This window comes from Paenibacillus sp. 1781tsa1, from assembly GCF_024159265.1.
Taxonomy (GTDB): domain Bacteria; phylum Bacillota; class Bacilli; order Paenibacillales; family Paenibacillaceae; genus Paenibacillus.
The window spans coordinates 717,692-741,000 of the sequence record NZ_JAMYWY010000001.1; the positions used below are offsets into that span (position 1 = coordinate 717,692).

A 23,309-nucleotide genomic window follows, 5' to 3' on the forward strand; every position below is an offset into this window, starting at 1 on the left:
ACATGCCTGAGAACTGTACAGTTGTTTGCTGCTCAACGCCAATAACCGTCCTTCCGCCAAGCTGCGGAGAGACGGTTCATAACGGACTGGCAATCATCCGGGTTCCATTTATTATCTAAGGGAAGGAGAAGCATTTTTCTTCGCCATTTTTTGCTGTAAAATTTCATGAAAGGATAGACCTTGAGTGTTCTCATTCTCCTTTTTAGGAGCAGTGGTCGCCGTGTTGCGCGGATATTGGTGATGGTACGGGATCATTTGCTGAATAGGCATTTGGATCATCTTGGTTCCTCCTTTGAAACATTTTTTGAGTTATGTATTTCGACTGGTTACCATGCCAGGTGCGCATATAGGTACATGTGACTTGTTAGACGAAATAGAAGAGTTTAAGGCGTAATTCCAATTGGATTGTAGTGATTTTACCCGGTTTTAAGGAGATGTAAACGTTTTTAGGGAAATTCAGGAGTAAAGGACCTGATTTGAAAGGTTTTGTGTGGGAGGATAGCAATGGTTGTTATGTGAATAGTCCCAATTTTAAGGAAGTCAATGGTACCCGCTTATGAGGCATATTGTCCGGTTGAATAGGTAGGTTACATGCTAACTAACTTGGTACTATAGGCGGTTGTATCATGGGATGAACATCAAAAAACTGCCGAGCGAACTCGGCAGCTTGCATGATATGCAGAAGGATGCGAGGAAACTTTGATCCTGTCTGAGGTGATATAGTGTTGGCTTTATCTACTTTGGCGAACGGCGATGTATATATCGACTTGTACACTTTCGGGATTCAGGCTGCGTTCATCATACAATTCAAAATCCCCGGTGAACGTACGATCACTTTGTCTCTCCCATGCCCACACGGCTCCCCATGCTTCGCTAACAACCTCTGCCATTGGCCCTTTTCTGGAAGTGAATATGGCGTAAGTTGCAGGCGGGAGCAGAATGTCGTCCAATCCTTCAGGTAATGATTCTTCCGGACTGACCTCATGCCCAACCAGTATGGTGTACTCTCCGGTTATGCCATCGGTGTAATCCGTGTAACAGCCATAGCGGGCAGCTTCGGGTGCAGGGAGGTGCTCTGAGGCAAAATAATTGTTCCAGAGTCCGTGGATACAGCCTTTGCCACTAATCTCAATGGCATTGGTTGTGCGGGCGGATATGCCGGCAAGACGTTTGCCTGGGAGCGTGACATAACGAACGGGCTGGGCAGATAACGATTGAGTTGTTGTAACCTGGCCAGGTATAGCAGAAGTGGGAGCGTTTTCCTCCAGAGATTCTTCATGTTGATCCGTTGTATTCGTGCGCCAACGTTTCAAAAAAGGGAGCTGATTACGCAGCATCGAACGAGCGGATTCTTCATCCATGCCCTCGTCCTTCAGAATGGCAGTGCACATCTCCGTCATGCCTTCGAGTGAAATACCGGGCTGCGCGAACTGGCCCTCTTTGTAACAATAGATACAGTATTCACGGGTTGTGCTTCCATCTGCTTCCGTTCCGAATTGAACAGGGGTGGTGAGTGGCATGCCGCAGCTTTGACATACAGTAACGTTCATCTTTTATTCCTCCTTGGGTATATATGCAACTTCAACCTGAACATATTTGAAGTATACGGGGAGGAACTGGACAGCTGTCTGTCAGGTTTGAGCGGAGGTTTTATAATTTTGAACAATTTGTTCGGCTATACGGCACACATTATCCCGAATATGCAAGGGTTCCAGCACCTCAACATCCGCCCCAAAGCCCAAGATGAAGCCGTACAGCCAGTTATCTTCTGGAAAAGCGACCTGGCTGATATAATAGCCGTTCCCGTCAGGCAATACATTTTCAATACCGAACCATTCCTCCGCAACATGATGGATACGGGCATGGAATCTCAGGGTAATCCCAATCTGGTTGTCTGGCCGGCTCCATTCCTGCTGCCACGGCCGGTCTTGAAGGTTGATGGATTTTCGTTCAAAGTGCTCTGCAGCAAGAGAGACGTCTTTCATACGAACCAGCTTGAACATGCGGAATTCATTTCGTTCATGGCAAAAAGCATACAGATACCACGCGTGCCTCTTCAGCACAAGCGTGTGGGGATCAACCGTACGATAGGTCTGTGCACCTTCGGCGCTGCAATAGGCGAAATAAATGCATTGAAGCTGATCGATTCCCTGATCAATAACTTTTAGTTTCTGTTGCAGCGCTTCAGGGTGCGTCCACGTTGAATGATCCACGATGAAGCGGTGCGTGCTGGCTTGAAAATCTTCATTTTTGGCTTCCGGAACGATACTGCTTAGCTTTTCCACCAGCAGTTCACGTGCAGCATTTGTATGTGAGGTGGATATACTGCGCAGGGCTGTGACGATGGAAACAAGATCCTTGTCGGTTAACAGATTGCGATCCAGACGATACCCTTCCGCTAGACCGATGCCTCCGCTTGCTCCCTGATAGGTCACGACCGGAATTCCGGCTTGTCCCAATGTGTCGATATCCCGATAGATCGTCCGGATTGACACTTCGAACATATCGGCCAGATCTTTTGCCTGTACCCGCCCACGATTGATTAGCAGCACCACGATGGCCAACAAACGCTCCAGTTTCATAGCTTTAATGTCCTTTCAATTATGGCGATAACATTGCTTTCAATTGTTTATCTGGTACTTATCTGTTAGATTCATAGGTGTTATATTGCCCAGCATCCCATATAGGAGTGAAATAAGCAATGAAGCGAATTACGATTCTGATCGCAGACGATGAAGTTGAGATCGCGGATCTGGTGGCTTTACATTTACAAAAAGAAGGCTATCATACCGTCAAGGCATCTGACGGACAGTCAGCACTACAGGCGATTCAGACACATGCCATTGATTTGGCTGTTCTGGACATTATGATGCCGGGTATGGATGGGTATGAGGTGACCCGCAAAATACGGGAACAGCATCATTTTCCGATCATTTTCCTGAGTGCCAAAACCTCGGACATGGATAAAATTACGGGGCTCGTGATGGGTGCGGATGATTATATGACCAAACCGTTTAATCCGATGGAACTTGTAGCACGCGTGAATTCTCAATTGCGGCGTTCATTGCAATTTAGCCAGTCCACAGCGGCGGTTCAGCGCTCGATTCTGGAAAAGGGCGGACTTGTCATTGTACCGGAGCAGCATAGCGTGACGCTTTACGGTAAACCGCTGGAGTTAACACCGAAGGAATTTGATATTTTAGTGTTGCTCGCGAGCAATCCGAAACAGGTCTTTAGCGCAGAAAGCATTTTTGAAAAGGTATGGGGAGAGGCTTATTTCGAAAGTGGCAATACCGTTATGGTACATATTCGGACGCTGCGCAAGAAGCTCGGAGAAGATGTAGACAAGAACAAGTTTATCAAAACCATTTGGGGCGTGGGGTACACGTTCAATGACTAAACGCAGAAGCTTTCGCACAACGATGATTATGCTGCTCGGTCTGAGCATGCTGTCTTCTGGCGCCGTAACATTTATCGTGTACAGGCTGTTGCAGATGTATTATGCAGGGGTCAGGAGAGAAGATCCGCTGGCGGAATATCGTAATATCATGAGAAGTATTGGCGATTTATATGTGTTTATGCTGCTCTTCATCCCGCTTGCAATTTTATTTTTCTACTTGTTTACGAGACCCTATGTCACGTATTTCAAAGAGATTTCCGCAGGCATTAATCACTTGGCCAATGGAGACTTTCAGCATCGTGTCCAGATCTCGTCCAAGGATGAATTGGGTTCGATTGCGGAGAGTGTGAATATGGCAAGCCAGAAGCTGCGGGAGGCGATGGAACGAGGTGACTTTGCCGAGAACAGCAAAGACCAGCTCATCGTAAACCTCGCGCATGATCTGCGAACGCCGCTGACCTCTGTGCTGGGCTATCTGGATCTGCTGATGAAGGATGATCAACTGACAGAGGAGCAAGTACGACACTTTACATCGATTGCATTCACCAAATCACAACGTCTGGAGAAGCTGATTGATGATTTGTTCGAAATTACCCGTATGAATTATGGCATGCTGCCTATAAACAAGACACAGCTGGATCTTAGTGAACTGCTAAAACAGATGAACGAAGAGCTCTATCCTGTATTTGAAAAGAACCAACTGATCACCCGTTTAAAAATAGACACTGAACTTACTGTCTCCGGTGATGGTGAGCTGCTGGCTCGTGTGTTCGAGAATCTGCTGATTAACGCTGCACGGCACGGCAAGGATGGCATGTACGTGGATATTAACGGATATCGTGATGCAGAACAGATCATTATTCAGGTGATTAACTATGGGGGACATATTCGTCCAGAGGAATTGCCGCATATCTTCGATATGTATTACACCGGAGATCGTGCCCGGACCCCTCAAGAGGGTGGGACAGGCCTTGGCTTATTTATTGCACGCAATATCGTGGAGCAGCATGACGGTACGATTTCGGCCCAGAGTGATGTGGTACGGACGCAATTTGAAGTTCGTTTGCCCGTATTCCAATAAGGTTCGACGTCAAATTTAAGAAAAACTTTAAAATTGCCCTGCTTTTTCTTTAACTTGTTTTGTCTATCCTTGATGTATGAGGTAAAAGGAGGAACAAGCATGAAAAAGTGGGGCTTTTTAATATGTATCGTTTTGGTTGGATATATTGTTACACAATCACCGGGATGGCTTCAGCAGAAGAATGAGATGCCCATCGAGATTCAGAATACGCGTGAAAATCCTGCAGGTTATACGGTATCCGTCACAGGAAATATTAAGGATCAGGTACATAAGGGCAATTTGTTACTGGTTAATAAGCAATACCCCGTTCACGAGGAGGGGGGTAGATCCGATATTGTATATGTGGCGGATGAAGATGATCTGCTTCGTGGATATGGAATAATGGATCGGAAAATCATGTTATCCCGGCAGGTGGCACAGGAGTTTCGGAAGATGGTTGAAGCAGCAGGCGAAGAGGGAGTCCGATATTTTCTCATGAGCAGTGGGTACAGGGACTTTGAGAAGCAGGACGAGCTATATCAGGAAATGGGTTCAGACTATGCACTTCCTGCGGGTCACAGTGAGCATAATCTCGGCTTATCCCTGGATGTCGGTTCAAGTCTGGCTGCCATGAATGAAGCACCGGAGGGTGACTGGCTGGAGAAAAATGCATGGAAATACGGATTTATTTTGCGTTACCCGAAAGATAAAGTAAGCATCACGGGTATTCAATATGAACCATGGCACTTTCGATATGTGGGGTTGCCCCACAGTGCTATCATGCATAAGAACAATCTGGTACTGGAGGAGTACCTTGATATGTTGAAGGAGAAGGAGAACATCTCTGTTGAAGTAGAGGATGAGACGTATCATATCCGCTATTATCGGGCCACTGGAGATACGACTGTTTACATACCTGAGCACGGCGAAACTGAAATATCGGGTGACAACATGGATGGCGTCATTGTCACCGTAAAGAAATAACAGGGCAACACAAAGGAGGCAAAACAACATGAAACACAACAACCAGAAGAAAAGCAAACATTACATCCTTTGGACTGCCGTGTTCATTATCTATCTATATCTGTTGACTAAGCTGATCCTGTTCAAAGGAAGTGCTGTCGACTTTGGCATCGTGAAGGTTCGACTGATGGCGTTCTTGCAACAACCGGATCTGATTCATACGCGAACCATCAACCTGACGCCATTTCAGGAAATTTCACGAGACTGGAACAGCCTGTCATCACATCGCCCAGGTACAGCAATTCATCTGGTTGGGAATGTTCTGGCTTTTATCCCACTGGGTATCTTCATTCCTGTTCTGACGGGCAACAAATTATTCTCTGGAATAAAGGTATTCCTGCTGTCCCTGCTGCTCAGTCTGGGCTATGAGGTGACACAGTTAGTGACTGGCATGGGCATATTTGATGTGGATGACCTGATGCTTAATACGCTCGGCGGCTTGATTGGGTATATCATTTTCACCATGGCCATTGGCCTGAAAAGGGTGTTGGTGGGAGGAGAATCCCGCGTGACGGCGAAAAAGTTAAATTCTAAGGAAAGTCACGTGTAAGGAGGGGAACAACTTGATTATAATGGCTGTATTATTCATTAGCGCAGGGCTGATGTTTCTCGTGTATCCGCACAGTGTTACGAATGCTTCGGATCAACAGATCAAGGATCGAGTTATTACGTCTAGATGGGTCGGAGGCTCGTTAATTATCTTGGCGTGTCTGTTTCTGATCATGGGCACGATTCAACTGTTCGATCAAGCCTCACATCACATTGGGCATTAGCAGGTGATTGGATTGAAAATTGATTTTAAATGTATCCCGATTATGAAAAGCAAAGCCAAAAAAGCTCCCCATCATCGTGCTGAGTGCACGTAATGGGGAGCTTTTCTGTATAACTTCATCACATTAATGATTTATATCATTAAGCTTTTTTCATCATTTGACGCAATACAGTTTGCAGGATACCACCGTTATGGTAGTAATCCACGTCAACCATGCTGTCCAGACGAGCGATAACAGGGAATTCGAACTGTGTACCGTCTTCACGAGTTACAGTAACTTTCAACTCTTGTCCTGGCTTCACATCATTGCTGAGGCCAGTAATGTCATACGTTTCACGTCCGTTCAGACCAAGGCTGGACCAGCCGTGACCTTCCTGGAATTGCAATGGCATTACGCCCATGCCTACCAAGTTACTGCGGTGGATACGCTCGAAGCTTTCGGCGATAACGGCTTTGACGCCGAGCAGGAATGTTCCTTTTGCCGCCCAGTCACGGGAGCTTCCTGTACCATACTCTTTACCTGCGATGACGATCAGGTTCTGTCCTTCATCCTGATACTTCATGGAAGCATCGTAGATGGACATTTCTTCGTCTGTCGGCAAGTATTTCGTGATACCACCCTCGGTACCCGGAGCTACCTGGTTACGAATACGAATGTTGGCAAACGTACCACGCATCATGACCTCATGGTTACCACGGCGTGAACCGTAGGAGTTGAAGTCTTTGCGCTCTACGCCATGCTCTTTCAAGTACAGTCCAGCTGGGCTGGATACTGCAATATTACCAGCTGGCGAGATATGGTCCGTTGTTACGGAATCCGCAAGCAATGCCATAACGCGTGCAGAACGGATATCTGCGATATCGTTCAACTTGTCGCCAAGCTCTTGGAAGAACGGAGGATTCTGAATGTACGTGGAATTTGGATCCCACTCGTACAATTCACCTTCCGGTACAGAGATTGCATTCCAACGCTCATTGGCTGTAAATACGTTCTCGTACTTGTTGCGGAACATCTGAGCGTTCAGGGAACTTGCAATGGTATCCTTGATTTCCTCGGAGCTAGGCCAGAGGTCTTTCAGGAATACAGGCTCATTGTTCGTATCATAACCGATTGGATCGGTTTCAAAGTCAATATTTACAGTACCTGCAAGTGCATATGCCACAACGAGTGGTGGAGATGCCAGGTAGTTGGCTTTAACTTGTGCGTGCACACGGCCTTCAAAGTTACGGTTACCGGACAATACAGCCGCTACGGTCATATCGTTCTCAGCAATCGCTTCGCTCACTTCGTCCGGCAGCGGGCCAGAGTTACCGATGCAAGTCGCACAGCCATAGCCGGCAACGTTGAATCCGAGTTGGTCCAGATATGGAATCAGGCCTGCTTTTTCCAGGTACTCGGTAACTACAAGGGAACCTGGTGTCAGACTGCTCTTCACATATCCTGGCTTGGTCAGGCCGCGTTCAACTGCTTTTTTCGCCAGCAGTCCCGCTCCAACCATAACACTTGGATTCGAAGTGTTCGTACAACTTGTGATCGCCGCGATCACAACAGCGCCTGCTTTCAGTTCACTGGAGGAACCGTTCGGGTGCTTCACAGGTACCGCTTGCTCAATTTTCTCATCGCTCAGCCCGTAACCACCTTTATCTACAGGTGTACGGATGATGCTATTGAAGCTTTCCTTCATTTGTGTCAGCTCGATGCGATCCTGTGGACGTTTTGGTCCGGCAAGACTTGGTACAACAGAACCGAGATCCAGTTCAATCACATCTGTGAATTCAGGGTCAACGGTGCTGGAAGTACGGAACATGCCTTGAGCTTTGTAGTAAGCTTCAACCAACTCCACTTGCTCGTCAGGACGGCCAGTGCTGCGCAGATAGTTCAACGTTTCACTATCGACAGGGAAGAAACCGATCGTTGCGCCGTACTCTGGTGCCATGTTGGCTACTGTTGCACGGTCAGCCAGACCGATGTTGGCAAGACCAGGTCCGTAGAACTCTACGAATTTACCAACAACGCCTTTTTTACGAAGCAATTGGGTAACTGTCAGTGCCAGATCCGTTGCTGTTGCGCCTTCACTCAGGCTGCCTGTCAGTTTGAAACCGATAACGTCCGGTGTTACAAAGTAAAGCGGTTGGCCCAGCATACCTGCTTCGGCCTCGATTCCACCAACACCCCAACCAACAACGCCAAGTCCGTTGATCATGGTGGTGTGGGAGTCAGTACCTACGAGGGAATCCGGGAATACAACGGTCTCGCCGTCAACAGTTTTCGTTGCTGCCACGGAAGCCAGATACTCCAGGTTAACCTGGTGAACGATCCCTGTGGATGGTGGAACTGCACGGAAGTTGTTGAATGCCGTTTGCGCCCAGCGCAAGAAGCGGTAACGCTCTTCATTACGCTCGAACTCAACTTTGATATTGTAATCAAGTGCATCGTTGGTACCAAAAGCATCAACCATAACGGAGTGGTCGATAACGAGATCGACGGGTACAAGCGGGTTGATCTGTTTCGGGTCGCCGCCTGCTTTTTTTACGGTATCACGCATCGCAGCGAGGTCAACGACAACCGGTACACCGGTGAAATCCTGCAGTACGATACGTGCAGGAATGAATGGGATTTCCTTGTTATTATCACGGCCATCTGCCCAGCCGGTCAGTTGTTTTACATGTTCTTCGGTAATGGCACGTCCGTCGAATTGACGAATTGCTGCTTCAAGCAACACTTTAATGGAGAAAGGAAGCCTGGAAAGATCGCCGTGGCCGTTTTCCTGAAGAGCATCGAGACTGTAGTAGCGGTAAGACTTGCCTCCAACCTCAAGACTGCGAGCGGCGGAGAAATGATTCTTTGCTGACATACATGTACCTCCTTGGGATGTGTCGGTGAGATGAAGAAAACGTTCATTTAGGTGAAGAACAGGCCTTCATCGTTCCGTGTTCTTGTTCGTTAGTTTCATCAGATGAAACGTAATTTCATAATCATGACTTTAGTATTAAGTATACCGTTTTCACCTCCGTACGTAAAGGTCTTTTTGCCTGATCAAGCAAGCTTTTGGACCAATGAAGGCGTTTTCGTGAAGCGGGCAGGAATAAGATATCTCGTGTACCTGTATTTGCCGAATTTTGGATCTCCTTCCCGAGCCGTGTACATACAACCGGGGACCCTCTCATATGAATAGTAGGAGTTTATATACGCAATGGACAGAACTCATGCCAAAGGGGGACATAGGCTTGGAACGGGAATGGAAGAGTGCCTTATATACTTACGTGAACCAGTACAATCGCTGTGAGATCGACTACCGTCCACAGACCAGCGAACGGATCGTTACCGATCCTGACTTCGTGGTGGAACGGGGAGAGCGTATGGCAAGGCTGGACGAATGGTATCGTAAGCGGCGCGCCGTGCCTCTTCGCAGCGAGACCAGCGCCAAGCTTGTGCGCACGCTTATGGATGGACAGGAAGAAGCGGTGGTGGATGTACAATTGTACAGCAGACTGTTCTATGAGAAGAGCGGTATCACCCACCGGGAGGACCGGATTGAGCGGGAGCGGTTAACCTTTCTGCGGCAGAGTGGTGGATGGATCATTGGACGGGTTGAGCGAGAAGTGCCGGAGCGTCGCCCTGCGGGGGAAGGACGTCCGTTTCAACAAGCCGATTTTGTACAGGCGATGAATCGACCGCTGCTGAATCGGGAAGTGTTGGGTCAGGGAAGAAGCTCACGGCAACAGGCCTATCGCAGAGATCTGGCGGTTGCCTATGCAGATCGGTGGTGGAATGCGGGGAATCCGGCATTTGAGGAATTTGATGTGGATTGCACCAATTACGTGTCCCAATGTCTCTTTGCAGGGGGCGCACCCATCCACTATACTGGTAGAAGAGAAGCTGGCTGGTGGTATAAAGGGTATGTGAACGGCTCCGAAATGTGGAGTTACAGCTGGGCAGTCTCCAATAGTCTGGAGCGTTATTTGTCAGGCAGCAGTTGGGGTCTGACTGCGACAGAAGTGGAGCGTCCTGAGCAGCTGATGCTCGGCGATGTTATTCTCTATGATTGGGATGGAGATGGACGATTTCAGCACAGCACCGTTGTGACTGCGTTTGATGCGGGCGGTATGCCGCTGGTTAACGCACATACGGTTAGCAGCCGTCACCGATTTTGGGATTACCGGGATTCTTACGCTTGGACGGAGCGGACGGTATACCGGCTTTTTCATATTGCAGATGAGTTTTGAAGACGAAAGATTTTCGGGATGCGGTGACGCAGACATCCAGTTCCGTGTAAAATAAGACCAGATAACACAAGCAGAAAAACAAGGGTGCTGAGCATGCAAGCATGACAGCATCAGGCACAGATAATCGGAGGGTACACATGAGTATGGATAAATTAAAAGTAGGCGTCGTGTACGGCGGAAAATCAGGCGAGCATGAGGTGTCGCTGCAAACGGCGTTTGCTGTAACAAACGCATTTGATTACGAGAAGTATGAACTGGTTCCTTTTTATATCTCCAAGCAGGGGACGTGGAAAAAAGGACCTGTCATGCATGCGCCGTTCGCGCAGATTGAAGATTTGAAGCTGGAGCAATCCGCGGGTGGAACACAGGATGCGCTGAACGCGCTGTTTGGCCGTTTGTATGGCGGAGCGGAAGCGCTGGACGTGATGTTCCCTCTGCTGCATGGTACGTTTGGAGAGGATGGCACCATTCAGGGCATGTTCGAGATGGCGGATATGCCATATGTAGGTGCAGGCGTATTGGCTTCGGCTGGCGGCATGGACAAAGTGGTCATGAAAAAGCTGTTCGCACAGGCTGGCATCGACCAATGTGCCTTTACGTATTTTAATGCTACACAATGGAAGCAGACAGAGCACGAAATGATCGTACAGGTCGAAGATCAGCTGGGGTATCCTTGTTTTATCAAACCGGCCAATCTGGGCTCCAGTGTAGGCATCTCCAAAGCGCGTAACCGCGATGAGCTGAAGACAGCTGTTGAATTTGCACTTCGGTATGATACGAAGGTTGTCATTGAGGAGTTTGTGGAAGCCCGCGAAGTTGAGGTCAGCGTCCTTGGCAATGACGAGCCAATGGCTTCCGTTCCAGGCGAGATCGTATCCTCCGGTGAATATTATGACTATGCAGCCAAGTATATTGATGGTCAATCACAGATGCTGATCCCAGCTCCACTGGACCCGGAGGCCGCAGATCGCATTCGCGAGGCAGCTCTGCAGGCGTTCCGTGCGATTGAAGGTAACGGCATTTCACGTGCGGATTTCTTCATTCGGAAAAATGACGGCGCATTGCTTATTAATGAAGTGAACACCATGCCTGGTTTCACACCATATAGCATGTATCCACTTCTTTGGCGTGAGACAGGTGTATCGTATGCCGAGTTACTGGATCGCATGATTGAGCTGGCGCTGGAACGTTATAACCGCAAGCAGGCACTGAATTACGAGAATGGCGTACAGGCGTAGCCTGCAACCATAAGATCAGGAGGGATATGCATGGGATTTCAGACTGAATTCAATTCCGTATGCAAGTTCAAGAGTGAGCAGGAGCTGTTCGAACTGCTTGAATACGGACGCGGCAAAATGGTCAAACAGGGCTTCCGGGTATTTCCTACCGGCCAGAAAGTGATTGCATACACACCGGATAACGTGGCTGTAGCCATCGTCAAGATCGTGGTTTCCATTGCAGAGATCAACTTCCAGGGGCAAGAAGTAACCGAGGTGGAGATGCAACTGATCCGTAAACTGACGGAGGAAGAATCACGTATTCAGACCGCGCTTGCCGATGAGATGTTCTTTGGAGAACAAGCGCAGGAATAGTGATTTTGACCGTGAATGCGGGTTGGATGGACTGATTTGCCAGAATACGATTATGGTCACTCTTTTAGGGTAAAACTTGGTTATATACAGTGACGGTACATCCTGACGGCTGAATATGCCGTGCTGGTTCTCCGCCCTAATAGAGAGGAAGAAATTCATGCTCGTACGCTTTGGTTACGTGGCCATGTCCGTGCTTATAGAGAATGCCTCGCCTTCCCGGACCATGACCATGTCGAGTTTTAACAAAATTGATGACAGGGAAGCAGCCATCCGCAAGCTCGAACGGATTGCAGCAGAGAACCTGCATAATACATTACGTTTGCTCAGGCACAACAAGGGCAGCCATATTCATGTATATCGCTTCTCTTCCAAATTGATTCCACTGGCAACACACGAGGACCTGAATGACTGGGACCCGTTCCCGGCACTGAAGCAGGACTTTGCTGCCATTGGTGATTTTGTGAAGGAAAATCATATGCGTGTATCCTTTCATCCGGATCATTTTACCGTACTTAGTACACCCCGTGAGGGAGTTCTGCGCAACTCAATTCGCGACCTTCGTCATCATGTTCGGATGCTGGATGCCATGGGTCTGAATGCCACTGCCAAGAACAATATACATATTGGTGGTGCATACGGGGACAAGCCTTCGGCGGCGCTTCGTTTTGAAGAAAACTTTTTGAAGCTGGATCGGGACATCCAGGAGCGGCTGACACTCGAAAATGATGACAAAACGTTCAATGCGCCCGAGACACTGGCCGTGTGCCAGCGCCTGGGATTACCCATGGTATTGGATATCCATCACCAGTGGGTGAACAACGAAGGAGAACAGCCGTGGGATCTGTGGGCTGATATTCTGAAGACCTGGGAGTCACCACTCGCCCAGGCAGATTCACCGGCTGATCAGCCATTGCCACCCAAAATTCATGTCTCCAGTCCAAAGAGTGAAAAGGATCTGCGAGGTCATGCCGATGGTGTGGAGGTAGAGCCTATGCTCGACTTCTTGCGTCATATCGCAGCAGACACCCCAAGGCTTGACGTGATGATTGAGGCCAAACGCAAGGATGAGGCTCTTGTGCAGCTGATGCAGAAGCTGGCATTCTATCACGAAGAGGGTGTGGAGTGGGTGGACGAGTCTACCGTCATCATTCATCCGTAGTGCCAAAAGGGGCCTGGGCAACGAGAAACTTTACGACCTGTGGGGCGTATACTTTTAACAAGTATTTCAACTTTTCGTAGATTGATATAGAAAGTAGAGTGAACGCTTTGAATGAGAAGGAAAAGACACCTTATGTCGTGACAAGCAAAAGCTATACTGCCGTTGCCATTAATGCAGCTTCCAAAGCTGGCGAATGGATCAAAAGCCGTCTTGGGACGGTAACCGAACCAGGCACCAAATATTCACCCCAGGATCTGGTGACCGAAGTGGATAAAGGAGCGGAGCAGATGATCCGCCGCCTGATTCTCACGCATTTTCCCCACCATGCCATTCTGGGTGAAGAAGGCGTCGAACCGGGACCGGAAGCTTCGGCAAAAGCACTAAAAGAGGCCGAGGAAGAAGAATTCCTCTGGATTGTTGATCCTGTGGATGGAACGACGAACTTTGTACACGGATTCCCGTTTTATTCGGTGTCCATCGCATTGGCTCACAATGGTGAAGTCATTGTCGGCGTGATCTACGACCCTTCCCGTGATGAACTGTTTGTTGCGGAAAAAGGTAAAGGAGCTTACGTCCACGGCAACCGGATGCTTGTATCTGATGAACAGGAACTGGCTCAGAGCCTGATTGCGGTTGGATTCCCGGCAGACACAACCTTTGCATTGCCACTGAATATGGCCGCTGTGCAGGCGCTTGCTCCGCAAGTTCGTAACTTGCGTGCAGGCGGATCTGCCGCTCTTCATCTGGCGTATGTTGCCGCAGGACGTCTCAGCGCCTATACCGAAGTTGGATTGAAACCGTGGGATATTGCCGCAGGTGCGCTGCTGGTTGAAGAATCCGGCGGCAAGGTGACCGATACCATTGGAACGCCTTATCAACTGTCCGTGAGTCATGTTGTTGCCAGCAATGGCAAAATCCATGATGCACTGACGGATGTGCTGAAGGAAGCGAAAGCTACTGGGTTGGAGTGAGTTTATTCAACTCATCCATGCTTTAAATACTTTTAATTGTACATTAACGGAGGGGACAGAAAGCATCTGAAGAAGTGGAAGATGGTTCTGTACACGAAGTGAAAGTAAAAAAGTAATAGTTACGCAGGTATGATTTTAATTAAAGGAGCGAAAACAATGGATGAATCCAAAGAACTGGAACGACGGCTCAGTGATATGCTGACGGAAGGGGACATGGAAGAGTCCGGCGACACCGATCAGCGTGAACGCCAGCTGATTCCTCCCAAATATGAAGTGCGAATCCAGACAGAACGTGATCCTATTGTCGAGGAAACGTTAAAGTACCGGAAGATGGCACGCGAAGTGGATGATCGTTATGATCGATATCTGGAGCGAACTACCGGGAACAAACCGGAGAGCGACAAGGGTCATTCGATTGCTGAAGACTCGGATAAGCCGCAATCTTAATTAGTCACTGAACGTGATAGCTATGCTTCACCAGTAACAGGCTCCCCATTAGGGAGTCTGTTATTTCATGCGCACTTCCAGCAGAGAGGACAGCGCCTACTTTAAAATGATAGAATAGAGTAACACGAACTTATGTCATTGGTTTGACCGATGTACTATACAATAGTGAGACTGGTCAGAAAGTCCGCTTTTGATTACGAAGGATGCTTAGCTTTATCCATCTTGTCGGTACTGAAAAGCGCTCTTTGTGAACACGCATATTAGTGTGAATTAAGATAGATTCGCGAAAAGGAGTGTTACCCCGAATGAAGCGTAAACGTATATGGGAAAATACAGCTGCCGGTTTAACGGTAAGCATGTTGGCGGGAATGCTGCTCTTTACATCATCTGCATTGCCTGCACACGCGGCTGACACCAAAACCGGTGTATTGCCAGCGGGTACAAACGAGACTTCGCTGACAGCGAAGAAAGATGCAGTAGCCGTAACAAAGGAGTTCCGCATCGTCACATTGGGAGATTCCATAACGGTAGGTTATGAGCCCAACACGAAAGAATTGCCTTATGGTTATGTAGAACGTCTGCAGGAGCAAGGTTTGCTGCATGGACGTACACAGGTGGACAACTACGGGATTGCCGGATTAAAAACCAGTGGCCTAAAAAACTTCACTACTGCAATTAAGGATGGCAAAACACTGACTTCCGAAGCCATTCAACCAAGTCTTCCTGATCCAAGAGCGGGGCAGATCGGAGCCAATACTGCTGCAATTCGTGAGAGTGTAGCACAGGCCAATCTGGTTGCAATTACCATTGGGGGAAATGATGTATCTGAACTTCTCGGTACAGCAGACAAACTGAGTGATCAGGAACTGCAAGCGAAGGTAAAAGAATTACTCGCAACTTATACTGCCAACGTTAGTGCAACGATTAATGATATCCATGAAATTAATCCAACAGCTAAAATTGTCATCGCCGATCAGTATCAACCGATGCCAGAGGTAGCAGGCAAGGCACTCTATGCCAAACTGATGGAGGCCTCCCAAGGTTTCACACAGACTATTGATGGAATCGCGACTCAATTCTCTGCTCAAGGTACTGATGTCAAAGTCGCACACGTGGCCAAGGAGTTTGTTGGTGGCGAAGGCACGATGACGCATATGATCAAAGATCGTGATTTCCACCCGAACCAATTTGGATATGCGGCCATTGCCGAAGTATTTGCCAAAACGATCTGGGGAGATTACACCAAGCTGACTGCACCTGCCACAGGTGAACCCATGAATATTATCGTGAGTGGCAAAACATTGAACACACCATACAAACCGATTATCCGTAACGGTAAAAACTTTGTGGCGATTCAAGACATCGTAAACGCTGTAGGTGCTACTACGGTGTGGGATAACAAAACTTCAACCGCAACCATTACATATGGAGACCGAAAGGTCGCTGTGAAGATTGGTGCCAATGCTGTGAAGGTAAATGGAGCATCGGTTACTGTGGATACACCTGCATTCCTGAATAAAGTAGGTAAAGAGTCCAAAACATATGTACCCCTTGCCATGGTAGCTGAAGGTCTTGGCTTTGATGTGCAGTATGTAGCGAAGCTGAAAACTGTTTTTGTTAATCCGTAATATGTATTTTGTGCTCTAACATGTTATTCAACAGCCAGAATGCCTTGACCTGATCAAAGCATTCTGGCTGTTTTGTGTTCTTTTAAAATTGCTGACAGAGGTTTATACCTTCTCTAATGACCTGAAATGTTGCATAAATATATCTTGTCAGATGACCAATGGATGTGTAAATATGAAAATAACTTACAATAAAACCACTAACCCATTACATGACAGCAACCCTTCGCAAGGCAAAGGAGCGCTTAGGATGAGTAAAATTAAGAACGCTTTCACAACACTGCCGATTCATCACAAAACAATTCTTCTCATCGGGCTTTTGATGTTAATCAGCTTTACGTTTTATGCGTCCGTACTCCGATATGTGTTCAGTATCTATGACCGTCAGATCTATGAGAAATCCTCGCAAGTCCTCAATATGTCTTCAGTAGGCATTGAGAATCAACTGCGTGAAATTTCCAACCTTTCCTTCAAGGTGATGTCGGACGAGCCGCTTCAGCAATATCTGCTCCAACTGAAAAAGGTAGAAACGGGTTATGAGAAAAATGGATTGCGTAAAAAGATTACCAACAGGTTAGTCGCTTACGCGGGTTCCGAAAAATACGTCTATTCCATGCTATTTATCGATAATGATAATAACGTTATGGCCGCAGGCAATCGGGAGGGAATCTCAGAATCCAAGCAAAAGGAACTGGTTGCACTGGGGCAGCAATATTCGGGCTCCAATGCCTGGCATACCAGTGGGGATAAACAGTCCCGACTCTTGTCGGTCCGACAGGTGAAATCCTTTATTGGCGGAGCATTTACATTGGAGGACCTCGGCACACTGATCATCCGCGTAAGGCTGGACCGAATTGTACAGGATCAGATGCAAGAACCGGCCGAGGACTCCCAATTATTGATTACCGATGGAAGAGAAGTGATCTATCCAACAGAATCAGCCGTCAGTGAAGCTGAGATTGAGTCTGAACTGAAGCGCACCCAGCCCTACGGAATTGCCATGTTGGAGCAGGGAAGACACTTTGTAGCTCGTGCTCATTCTTCCTATACGGATTGGACCTATTTGTACACCACCCCGTATGACCAGATGTTTAAACAGATCCAGTTTGTCAAACAGTTGGTTATGGTAATCTTCATCATGATTTTTCTGGCGGCGCTTATCATTGGAGCAAGATTCTCTCGCAGTATTACCCATCCAATTGCGCAGTTGATCAAAAAGATGCGTAATATCGAGAAAGGCGATTTGGATAAACTGGAGGAGGCTGCCCTCGGCAATGTTCCGATATCTCCACAGAATGAGGTTGGGCTGCTGCATCGCACATTCAAGATGATGCTTCAACGGATACGCGAATTGATTGATGAGAACTATGCCAAGCAATTGGTGATTCGTGAGACGGAGTTGAAAGCGCTTCAGGCGCAGATTAATCCACATTTTCTATATAACACGCTGGAATCGATTAACTGGCTGGCTAAAGTACAGAAGCAACGACAGATCTCGGAAATGGTTGAGGCGCTCGGATTTCTACTGCGCAGCTCTGTGAATATGTCCGAGAAGTGGATCACGCTGGAAAGAGAGCTGGACATTGTCCGCAGTTACGTGACGATTCAGCGTACTCGTTTTGAGGAGAGACTGGATTTCGACATGGAAATTGCCCCAGAGGTAGGAACGGCGCGGATACCGAAGTTAACATTACAGCCTTTGGTGGAGAACGCCATACATTATGCACTCGAACCAAGCATTGACCCTTGCAGGATCCGTATTCGGGCGAGAGCAGATGGAGATAAGGTGATTATTGAAGTCGAGGACGACGGTCCGGGGATGACACCGGAATTCCTGGAACAATTACACGAAGGACGTATCCAGACAAGAGGACAGGGCATTGGGTTATCTAACATCCAGGAACGAATCAGACTGACCTTCGGTGATGAAGGCGGAATGGTGATAAGCAGCAAGCCTGGATCAGGAACTGTAGTATCGATCAGCATACCTTGGATTAGAGAGGACGATGACGATGTACAAAGTGATGCTCGTGGATGACGAACGTGTCATTCTGGAGGGGATTTCCCAAGTGGTCGATTGGGCCGCAGCAGGTACGGAATTGGTGGGTACGGCGAGGAACGGGATCGAAGCATTGGACAAAATTGGGCAGTCGAGACCTGACATTATTATTACGGATATTTCCATGCCAGGTCTGGATGGTCTCGGACTCATAGAGAAGGCATCCGAAGCATATCCGGGGGTACGTTTCATCATGTTATCCGGCTACAAGGAGTTCGAATATGCCCGCAGGGCGATGCAATATGGTGTTAAGCATTATTTGCTCAAACCATGTAATGAGACTCAGATCCATGATGCGTTAACTGAACTGTTGCAGGAGCATCAGGATGCCCAGGTGAAGGAACATGTTGCTGGTGAGATGAAACAACGATTACAGCGTGTCCTTCCACATGTGAAGGAACAATTTCTGCTGGAGTTCATGACCAACCGAACCTATGGGCCAGTTGATCTGGAATATTATCAGGAGCTGTTCGATCTGGAGCTTGAAGAGAACACAGTTCGGTTACTGCTGTTCCGAATCGTAGATGAGCATGATTACAGTCACTTATTTGCGATCAAAAACATTGCCAGTGACCTGCTCCCACATGTCCTGTTAAGCACAACTATTGAAGGCAAACTCTTGATTTTGCTTGCGGATTCAGCTGATCCGGCCGGATTGAAAGAAAGTATTGAAGAGGTTCGGGCTGCATTTACCCGACTATATAAGCTGGAAGTGACCGCTGCGCTGAGTGAAGCAGATCGAATGATCCAGTCCCGGCGGTTGTTTCGTGAGGCATTGCAGTATCTGAACCATCGCTTTTTTATCGGTGAAGGCAAACTAATCACGAAGAATGATCTCGTTCTGGCTGGAGAATGCGACGGTGTGCATGTAGAGCAGGATGCGGAGCAACTATGTCAGTTGATCAAATCGGGCAATACAGAAGAAACCGCGGCAGAGGTGGATCGTCTGTTTGATCTATTATCGCGTCAGCAGTTGGAGATTGAGGTGACTCGTTCTTATGTAGTGCAGCTGTATTCTGCGATGGTTCATGTTTGTCCGCCCGAGGAGGCAACAGAATTCACCCAGCGTATGGCGGAACTGCCTCATATCGATACGTTATCTGGGTTGAAGTCTTTTGTTGCAAGCAGTGCAGCCCGGCTAACTTCCGGTTATTACAAAAACCATATCAGTCGCCAGTCTTCCGCCGTGGAGAAGATGATGGATATCGTGGATCGTCATTATGGAGAGGCGGATCTCTCTCTTAATGGAGTCGCTCATCAGATGTTATATATGAACCCGGATTATCTGGGCAAGATTTTCAAAAAAGTCACGGGCGAGAATTTCTCCAATTACGTCAATCGTCTGCGCATCGAACGGGCGTGTGATCATATTCGCAGAGGCGGGGATGTAAAAGTATTCGAACTAGCTGAGTTGTTCGGATTCGGCGGTAATTCGCAATATTTCAGTCAGGTGTTCAAAAAGTGGACCGGCATGACACCTACAGAATTCCGCAGGATCGGCATATAACAATGGGCTACCAATCATGTGACTCCTATCTGAGGAGGACGAACAGCGCCGAGAGGAGGCTGTTGTCCTCCTCTGTTTTTTGAACCAACAAGACGGTTTTGTGTATTCAACTCTGGTCGTACATTTGCGAAAATGACATTAACAAGTTTGTGAAAGCGTTATCAGAAACAAAAGGATAACTCGTTCACACAACCATTTCAACATAAAAGGGGAGATTGGCATGGTGAAAAAGGCAATATTCCTGATGATGGCTGCGTTGCTCGTTTTTACAGCGGCATGTAGTTCAGGTGGAGGAAGCGAACAAGGGTCTTCGGATGGATCGGTTACTCTGCGGATCGCTTGGTGGGGCTCGGATGCACGGCATGAATATACACAGAAGGTCATTGACCTGTACAAGTCGAAAAATCCGAATGTCAAAATTGACGTGGAATATGCTTCATTTGATGACTACTGGAAAAAGCTCGCACCACAAGCAGCTGCAAATCAGTTGCCTGACATCGTTCAGATGGATATTTCCTACATCAGCCAATATGCACAGAATGGTCAGCTTGAGGATCTAGCTCCTTATCTGGGCAATCAGATCAAAGTGGACGATGTGTCCGAGAATGTAATTAGCACAGGTGTAATTAATGGCAAACAATACGGTGTACCTGCCGGTGTTAACGTTCTGGGCTTCCAATATGATCCGGCGTTGCTTAAAAAAGCAGGCGTGGATGCAATCCCTGACAATATGACTTGGGAATCGTACGAAGCACTGGGTAAACAAGCCGCTGAGAAAGGTTTGTATTTGGATGGAGGGGTAGCTCCGGATATCTTCTTCCACTATTTCCTGCGTACCAAAGGGTTGTCGCTATACAATGCGGAAGGTACAGGTCTTGGTTATGATGATGACCAATTGTTTGTTGAATTCTTCGGACTTATGCGTCGCATGATTGAGCAGGGCGCAGCACCTACACCGGATGTAGCCAACCAAACCAAAGGCATTATTGAGGAATCGGATCTCGTGAAGGAAAAAGGAATTGGCGTGTGGCAATGGTCCAACCAGTTCGTAGCCTTGCAACAGGTAGCGAACCGTCCGCTCGAAATCGCTCCAATGCCAGGACCGGATATGGAAAAAGGACTTTATATGCAACCAAGTATGTATTGGGGTGTAACGTCCAACTCCAAAGTGAAGGAAGAAGCGGCTAAATTCATTGATTTCTGGGTGAATGACGTGGAAGCCAACAAACTGATCAAAGGGGAGCGCGGTGTGCCTATCTCAGGAGCAATCAAGGAAGCCATCGCACCTGAGCTGAGTGACGCCACGAAACAGGTCTTTGAATTCGTAGCAACCATGGAGCCTAAGGCTTCACCAATGAGTTCTCCGCCACCGGTGGGTTCACCTGAAGTAATCTCTGCTCTGGCCGATGTGGTTGAAGAGTTGAACTTTGGCAAAATTACACCTGAGCAGGCAGCAGAAACATTCCGCAAAAATGCCGAATCGGTACTTGCAAACAATAAATAACAGTTGAATGATAGCTTGCTCGTCCCACTTCAGGGATGGTCGGGAATGGGGCTGCTCGCTAATGCGAGGGCCTTTCCCCGTCCAGATGACCGAAGTAAGGATGAGGGAGCAAGCTGATCCATGAAGGAGGTTCGTTCCATTGAGGCAGTATTCGTCGTTACGTAGAAACTTAACCGGATATGCGTTCATAAGCCCGTTTATTATTGGATTCCTGGGCTTCACACTCATCCCCATGTTTGTGTCTTTATATATGTCGTTCACGAGTTATAACTTGTTCACTTCTCCGCGGTGGATTGGGCTTGATAACTACACCAAAATGTTTTTTGATGACCCGAAATATTGGAATTCGGTCAAAGTGACGTTTCTGTATGTATTCATTGGGGTACCGTTAAGATTGATCTTTGCTCTCTTCGTAGCGATGGTCCTGAACACTGGCTCTCGTATGATTGGAACGTACCGGACGCTGTATTACCTGCCATCTATTATCGGTGGTAGTGTGGCCGTATCCATTATGTGGCGTAACCTCTTCAGTAATGAGGGTGTTATCAACAGTGCTCTAACAGCAATTGGGATTGGGCCTATAAGCTGGTTTGGTGATCCGAATGCGTCCCTGGTTATGCTGATCTCACTGTCGGTGTGGCAGTTCGGTTCGTCCATGCTGATCTTCCTGGCTGGTCTCAAAAATATCTCCCCTGAGATGTACGAGGCAGCAGGCGTGGATGGTGCGAATCCGGTTCGAAAATTTTTCAGCATCACCTTGCCACTTCTTAGCCCAATCGTTCTGTTCAATATGATCATGCAGACGATTGGAGCATTCATGACCTTCGTACCTGCTTACATTATCTCTAAAGGCGAAGGTGGCCCAATGGATGGTACCATGCTGTACTCCTTGTATCTGTTCCGTCAGGCATTTATGTTTAACAACATGGGGTATGCTTCGGCAATGGCCTGGATCATGCTCATTATGATTGGAATACTCACGGTAGCTGTGTTCTTGACATCCAAGTACTGGGTATTCTACGAATCTGAAGGAGGGAAGTAACGATGATGGTATGGAAAAATGTGAAATGGCCCGTGTATCACCTGTTCGTTGCAGCTCTTGCCCTCCTGATGCTCTATCCCGTACTCTGGATGCTCTTCAGTTCATTCAAGGAAAGTCGTACGATCTTTGTCACCGCAGATACCCTGTTTCCAACGGAGTGGATCTGGAGTAACTATGTGGATGGTTGGAAAGGCACAGCAGGAAGACCGTTCATGGATTACATCACCAACTCACTTGTAATTGTAGTTATATCTACCATCGGTGCTGTGATATCGTCATCGCTGATCGCTTTTGGTTTTGCCAGACTTAGCTTCAAAGGTCGTAGTTTCTGGTTCTCCATTATGATGTTGACGCTGATGCTGCCACATGACGTGGTATTGGTTCCTCAATACATTATCTTCACGAAGCTGGGTTGGCTGAATACGATTCTGCCAATTGTTGTCCCTACATTCTTCGGAATGCCGTTCTTCATCTTCCTGATGGTACAGTTCATTCGAACGATTCCGAAGGAGCTGGATGAGGCTGCTACCATTGATGGGTGTAACAAATTCAGGCTGTATATTCAGATTATTATGCCACTAATCAAGTCATCTCTCGCAACAGCAGCGATTTTCTCCTTCTACTGGAGATGGGAGGATCTGCTCGGTCCGGTATTGTACCTCAACTCGCCTGAGAAATATACCGTATCGATGGCACTGAAAATGTTCCTGGATAGCGAATCTGCTTCCAACTGGGGCGCCATGTTCGCGATGTCCATCGTCAGTCTGGTTCCGGTTGTAGCTGTGTTCTTCATCTTCCAGAAACAAATTGTTCAAGGGATGAGCACCAGCGGATTGAAAGGATAAGCAGGCTTCACTGTATTTCTTCGTATCTTGCCCGATTGAACGTTTACGGAAAGTTAACCAAGGAGGTTATCGCTTT

21 protein-coding genes are annotated in these 23,309 nt (G+C 47.7%); 17 read left to right on the forward strand and 4 right to left on the reverse strand.

Features of this window, described 5'->3' with window-relative positions; translation table 11 throughout:
• Window positions 1-111 precede the first annotated feature (111 nt).
• The 3 genes from NKT06_RS03370 to NKT06_RS03380 form a co-directional block, all read right to left on the reverse strand.
• Entirely contained in the window at window positions 112-279 is a 168-nt protein-coding gene (locus tag NKT06_RS03370; RefSeq protein ID WP_253429884.1) for a hypothetical protein, read from the reverse strand.
• Window positions 280-731: 452 nt separating this feature from the next.
• The gene (locus NKT06_RS03375; protein WP_253429887.1) at window positions 732-1,550 is read right to left on the reverse strand and encodes a zinc ribbon domain-containing protein; all 819 of its coding nucleotides are present in this window, start codon (window positions 1,548-1,550) and stop codon (window positions 732-734) included.
• A gap of 81 nt (window positions 1,551-1,631) precedes the next feature.
• Window positions 1,632-2,582: a helix-turn-helix transcriptional regulator gene (locus NKT06_RS03380; protein WP_253429890.1), complete on the reverse strand. Its 951-nt coding sequence runs from the start codon at window positions 2,580-2,582 to the stop codon at window positions 1,632-1,634.
• 119 nt (window positions 2,583-2,701) lie between these two features.
• Here NKT06_RS03380 and NKT06_RS03385 point away from each other — a divergent pair, with 119 nt between their 5' ends.
• The 5 genes from NKT06_RS03385 (at window position 2,702) to NKT06_RS03405 (ending at window position 6,256) form a co-directional block, all read left to right on the forward strand.
• Complete coding sequence (locus NKT06_RS03385; RefSeq protein WP_253429893.1) at window positions 2,702-3,400, forward strand: response regulator transcription factor; 699 nt, start codon at window positions 2,702-2,704, stop codon at window positions 3,398-3,400.
• Window positions 3,393-4,481: a HAMP domain-containing sensor histidine kinase gene (locus NKT06_RS03390; protein WP_253429897.1), complete on the forward strand. Its 1,089-nt coding sequence runs from the start codon at window positions 3,393-3,395 to the stop codon at window positions 4,479-4,481. Before NKT06_RS03385 ends, NKT06_RS03390 begins: the two co-directional genes overlap by 8 nt.
• 99 nt (window positions 4,482-4,580) lie before the next feature.
• Window positions 4,581-5,444 (forward strand): M15 family metallopeptidase, encoded by an 864-nt coding sequence (locus NKT06_RS03395; RefSeq protein WP_253429900.1) that lies wholly within the window; start codon window positions 4,581-4,583, stop codon window positions 5,442-5,444.
• A gap of 28 nt (window positions 5,445-5,472) precedes the next feature.
• Window positions 5,473-6,033, forward strand: a complete 561-nt coding sequence (locus NKT06_RS03400; protein WP_253429903.1) for a VanZ family protein — start codon at window positions 5,473-5,475, stop codon at window positions 6,031-6,033.
• 13 nt (window positions 6,034-6,046) lie between these two features.
• Window positions 6,047-6,256, forward strand: a complete 210-nt coding sequence (locus NKT06_RS03405; protein ID WP_253429906.1) for a hypothetical protein — start codon at window positions 6,047-6,049, stop codon at window positions 6,254-6,256.
• Between the two features lie 139 nt (window positions 6,257-6,395).
• Here NKT06_RS03405 and acnA read toward each other — a convergent pair whose 3' ends face one another.
• Window positions 6,396-9,110: an aconitate hydratase AcnA gene (gene acnA / locus NKT06_RS03410; protein WP_253429909.1), complete on the reverse strand. Its 2,715-nt coding sequence runs from the start codon at window positions 9,108-9,110 to the stop codon at window positions 6,396-6,398.
• 352 nt (window positions 9,111-9,462) lie between these two features.
• Between acnA and NKT06_RS03415 the strand changes: the two genes are divergently transcribed.
• The 12 genes from NKT06_RS03415 to NKT06_RS03470 all read left to right on the forward strand — a co-directional run bounded on the left by NKT06_RS03415 (window position 9,463) and on the right by NKT06_RS03470 (window position 23,233).
• Complete coding sequence (locus NKT06_RS03415; RefSeq protein ID WP_301290261.1) at window positions 9,463-10,482, forward strand: amidase domain-containing protein; 1,020 nt, start codon at window positions 9,463-9,465, stop codon at window positions 10,480-10,482.
• Window positions 10,483-10,619: 137 nt separating this feature from the next.
• A complete protein-coding gene (locus NKT06_RS03420; protein WP_036614110.1) occupies window positions 10,620-11,720 on the forward strand; it encodes a D-alanine--D-alanine ligase in 1,101 nt (366 codons plus the stop codon).
• 30 nt (window positions 11,721-11,750) lie between these two features.
• On the forward strand, window positions 11,751-12,074 hold the full coding sequence (locus tag NKT06_RS03425; protein ID WP_062837611.1) for a hypothetical protein: 324 nt from the start codon (window positions 11,751-11,753) through the stop codon (window positions 12,072-12,074).
• Between the two features lie 157 nt (window positions 12,075-12,231).
• Window positions 12,232-13,233, forward strand: a complete 1,002-nt coding sequence (uvsE, locus tag NKT06_RS03430) for a UV DNA damage repair endonuclease UvsE (protein WP_253429912.1) — start codon at window positions 12,232-12,234, stop codon at window positions 13,231-13,233.
• 107 nt (window positions 13,234-13,340) lie between these two features.
• The gene (locus NKT06_RS03435) at window positions 13,341-14,204 is read left to right on the forward strand and encodes an inositol monophosphatase family protein (protein WP_301289691.1); all 864 of its coding nucleotides are present in this window, start codon (window positions 13,341-13,343) and stop codon (window positions 14,202-14,204) included.
• 156 nt (window positions 14,205-14,360) lie between these two features.
• A complete protein-coding gene (locus NKT06_RS03440; protein ID WP_253429919.1) occupies window positions 14,361-14,651 on the forward strand; it encodes a hypothetical protein in 291 nt (96 codons plus the stop codon).
• 305 nt (window positions 14,652-14,956) lie between these two features.
• On the forward strand, window positions 14,957-16,279 hold the full coding sequence (locus NKT06_RS03445; protein ID WP_253429922.1) for an SGNH/GDSL hydrolase family protein: 1,323 nt from the start codon (window positions 14,957-14,959) through the stop codon (window positions 16,277-16,279).
• A 247-nt stretch (window positions 16,280-16,526) separates the two neighbouring features.
• Window positions 16,527-18,314: a sensor histidine kinase gene (locus tag NKT06_RS03450; protein WP_253429925.1), complete on the forward strand. Its 1,788-nt coding sequence runs from the start codon at window positions 16,527-16,529 to the stop codon at window positions 18,312-18,314.
• Window positions 18,289-19,842 carry a response regulator transcription factor gene (locus tag NKT06_RS03455; protein WP_253429928.1) on the forward strand — a complete coding sequence of 518 codons (1,554 nt, stop codon included), beginning with the start codon at window positions 18,289-18,291 and terminating at the stop codon, window positions 19,840-19,842. The genes NKT06_RS03450 and NKT06_RS03455 overlap by 26 nt, the downstream gene beginning before the upstream one ends.
• A gap of 220 nt (window positions 19,843-20,062) precedes the next feature.
• Complete coding sequence (locus tag NKT06_RS03460; RefSeq protein ID WP_253429931.1) at window positions 20,063-21,346, forward strand: ABC transporter substrate-binding protein; 1,284 nt, start codon at window positions 20,063-20,065, stop codon at window positions 21,344-21,346.
• Between the two features lie 139 nt (window positions 21,347-21,485).
• The gene (locus tag NKT06_RS03465) at window positions 21,486-22,388 is read left to right on the forward strand and encodes a carbohydrate ABC transporter permease (RefSeq protein WP_253429934.1); all 903 of its coding nucleotides are present in this window, start codon (window positions 21,486-21,488) and stop codon (window positions 22,386-22,388) included.
• Window positions 22,389-22,393: 5 nt separating this feature from the next.
• Window positions 22,394-23,233 carry a carbohydrate ABC transporter permease gene (locus NKT06_RS03470; RefSeq protein ID WP_253442366.1) on the forward strand — a complete coding sequence of 280 codons (840 nt, stop codon included), beginning with the start codon at window positions 22,394-22,396 and terminating at the stop codon, window positions 23,231-23,233.
• Window positions 23,234-23,309 lie beyond the last annotated feature (76 nt).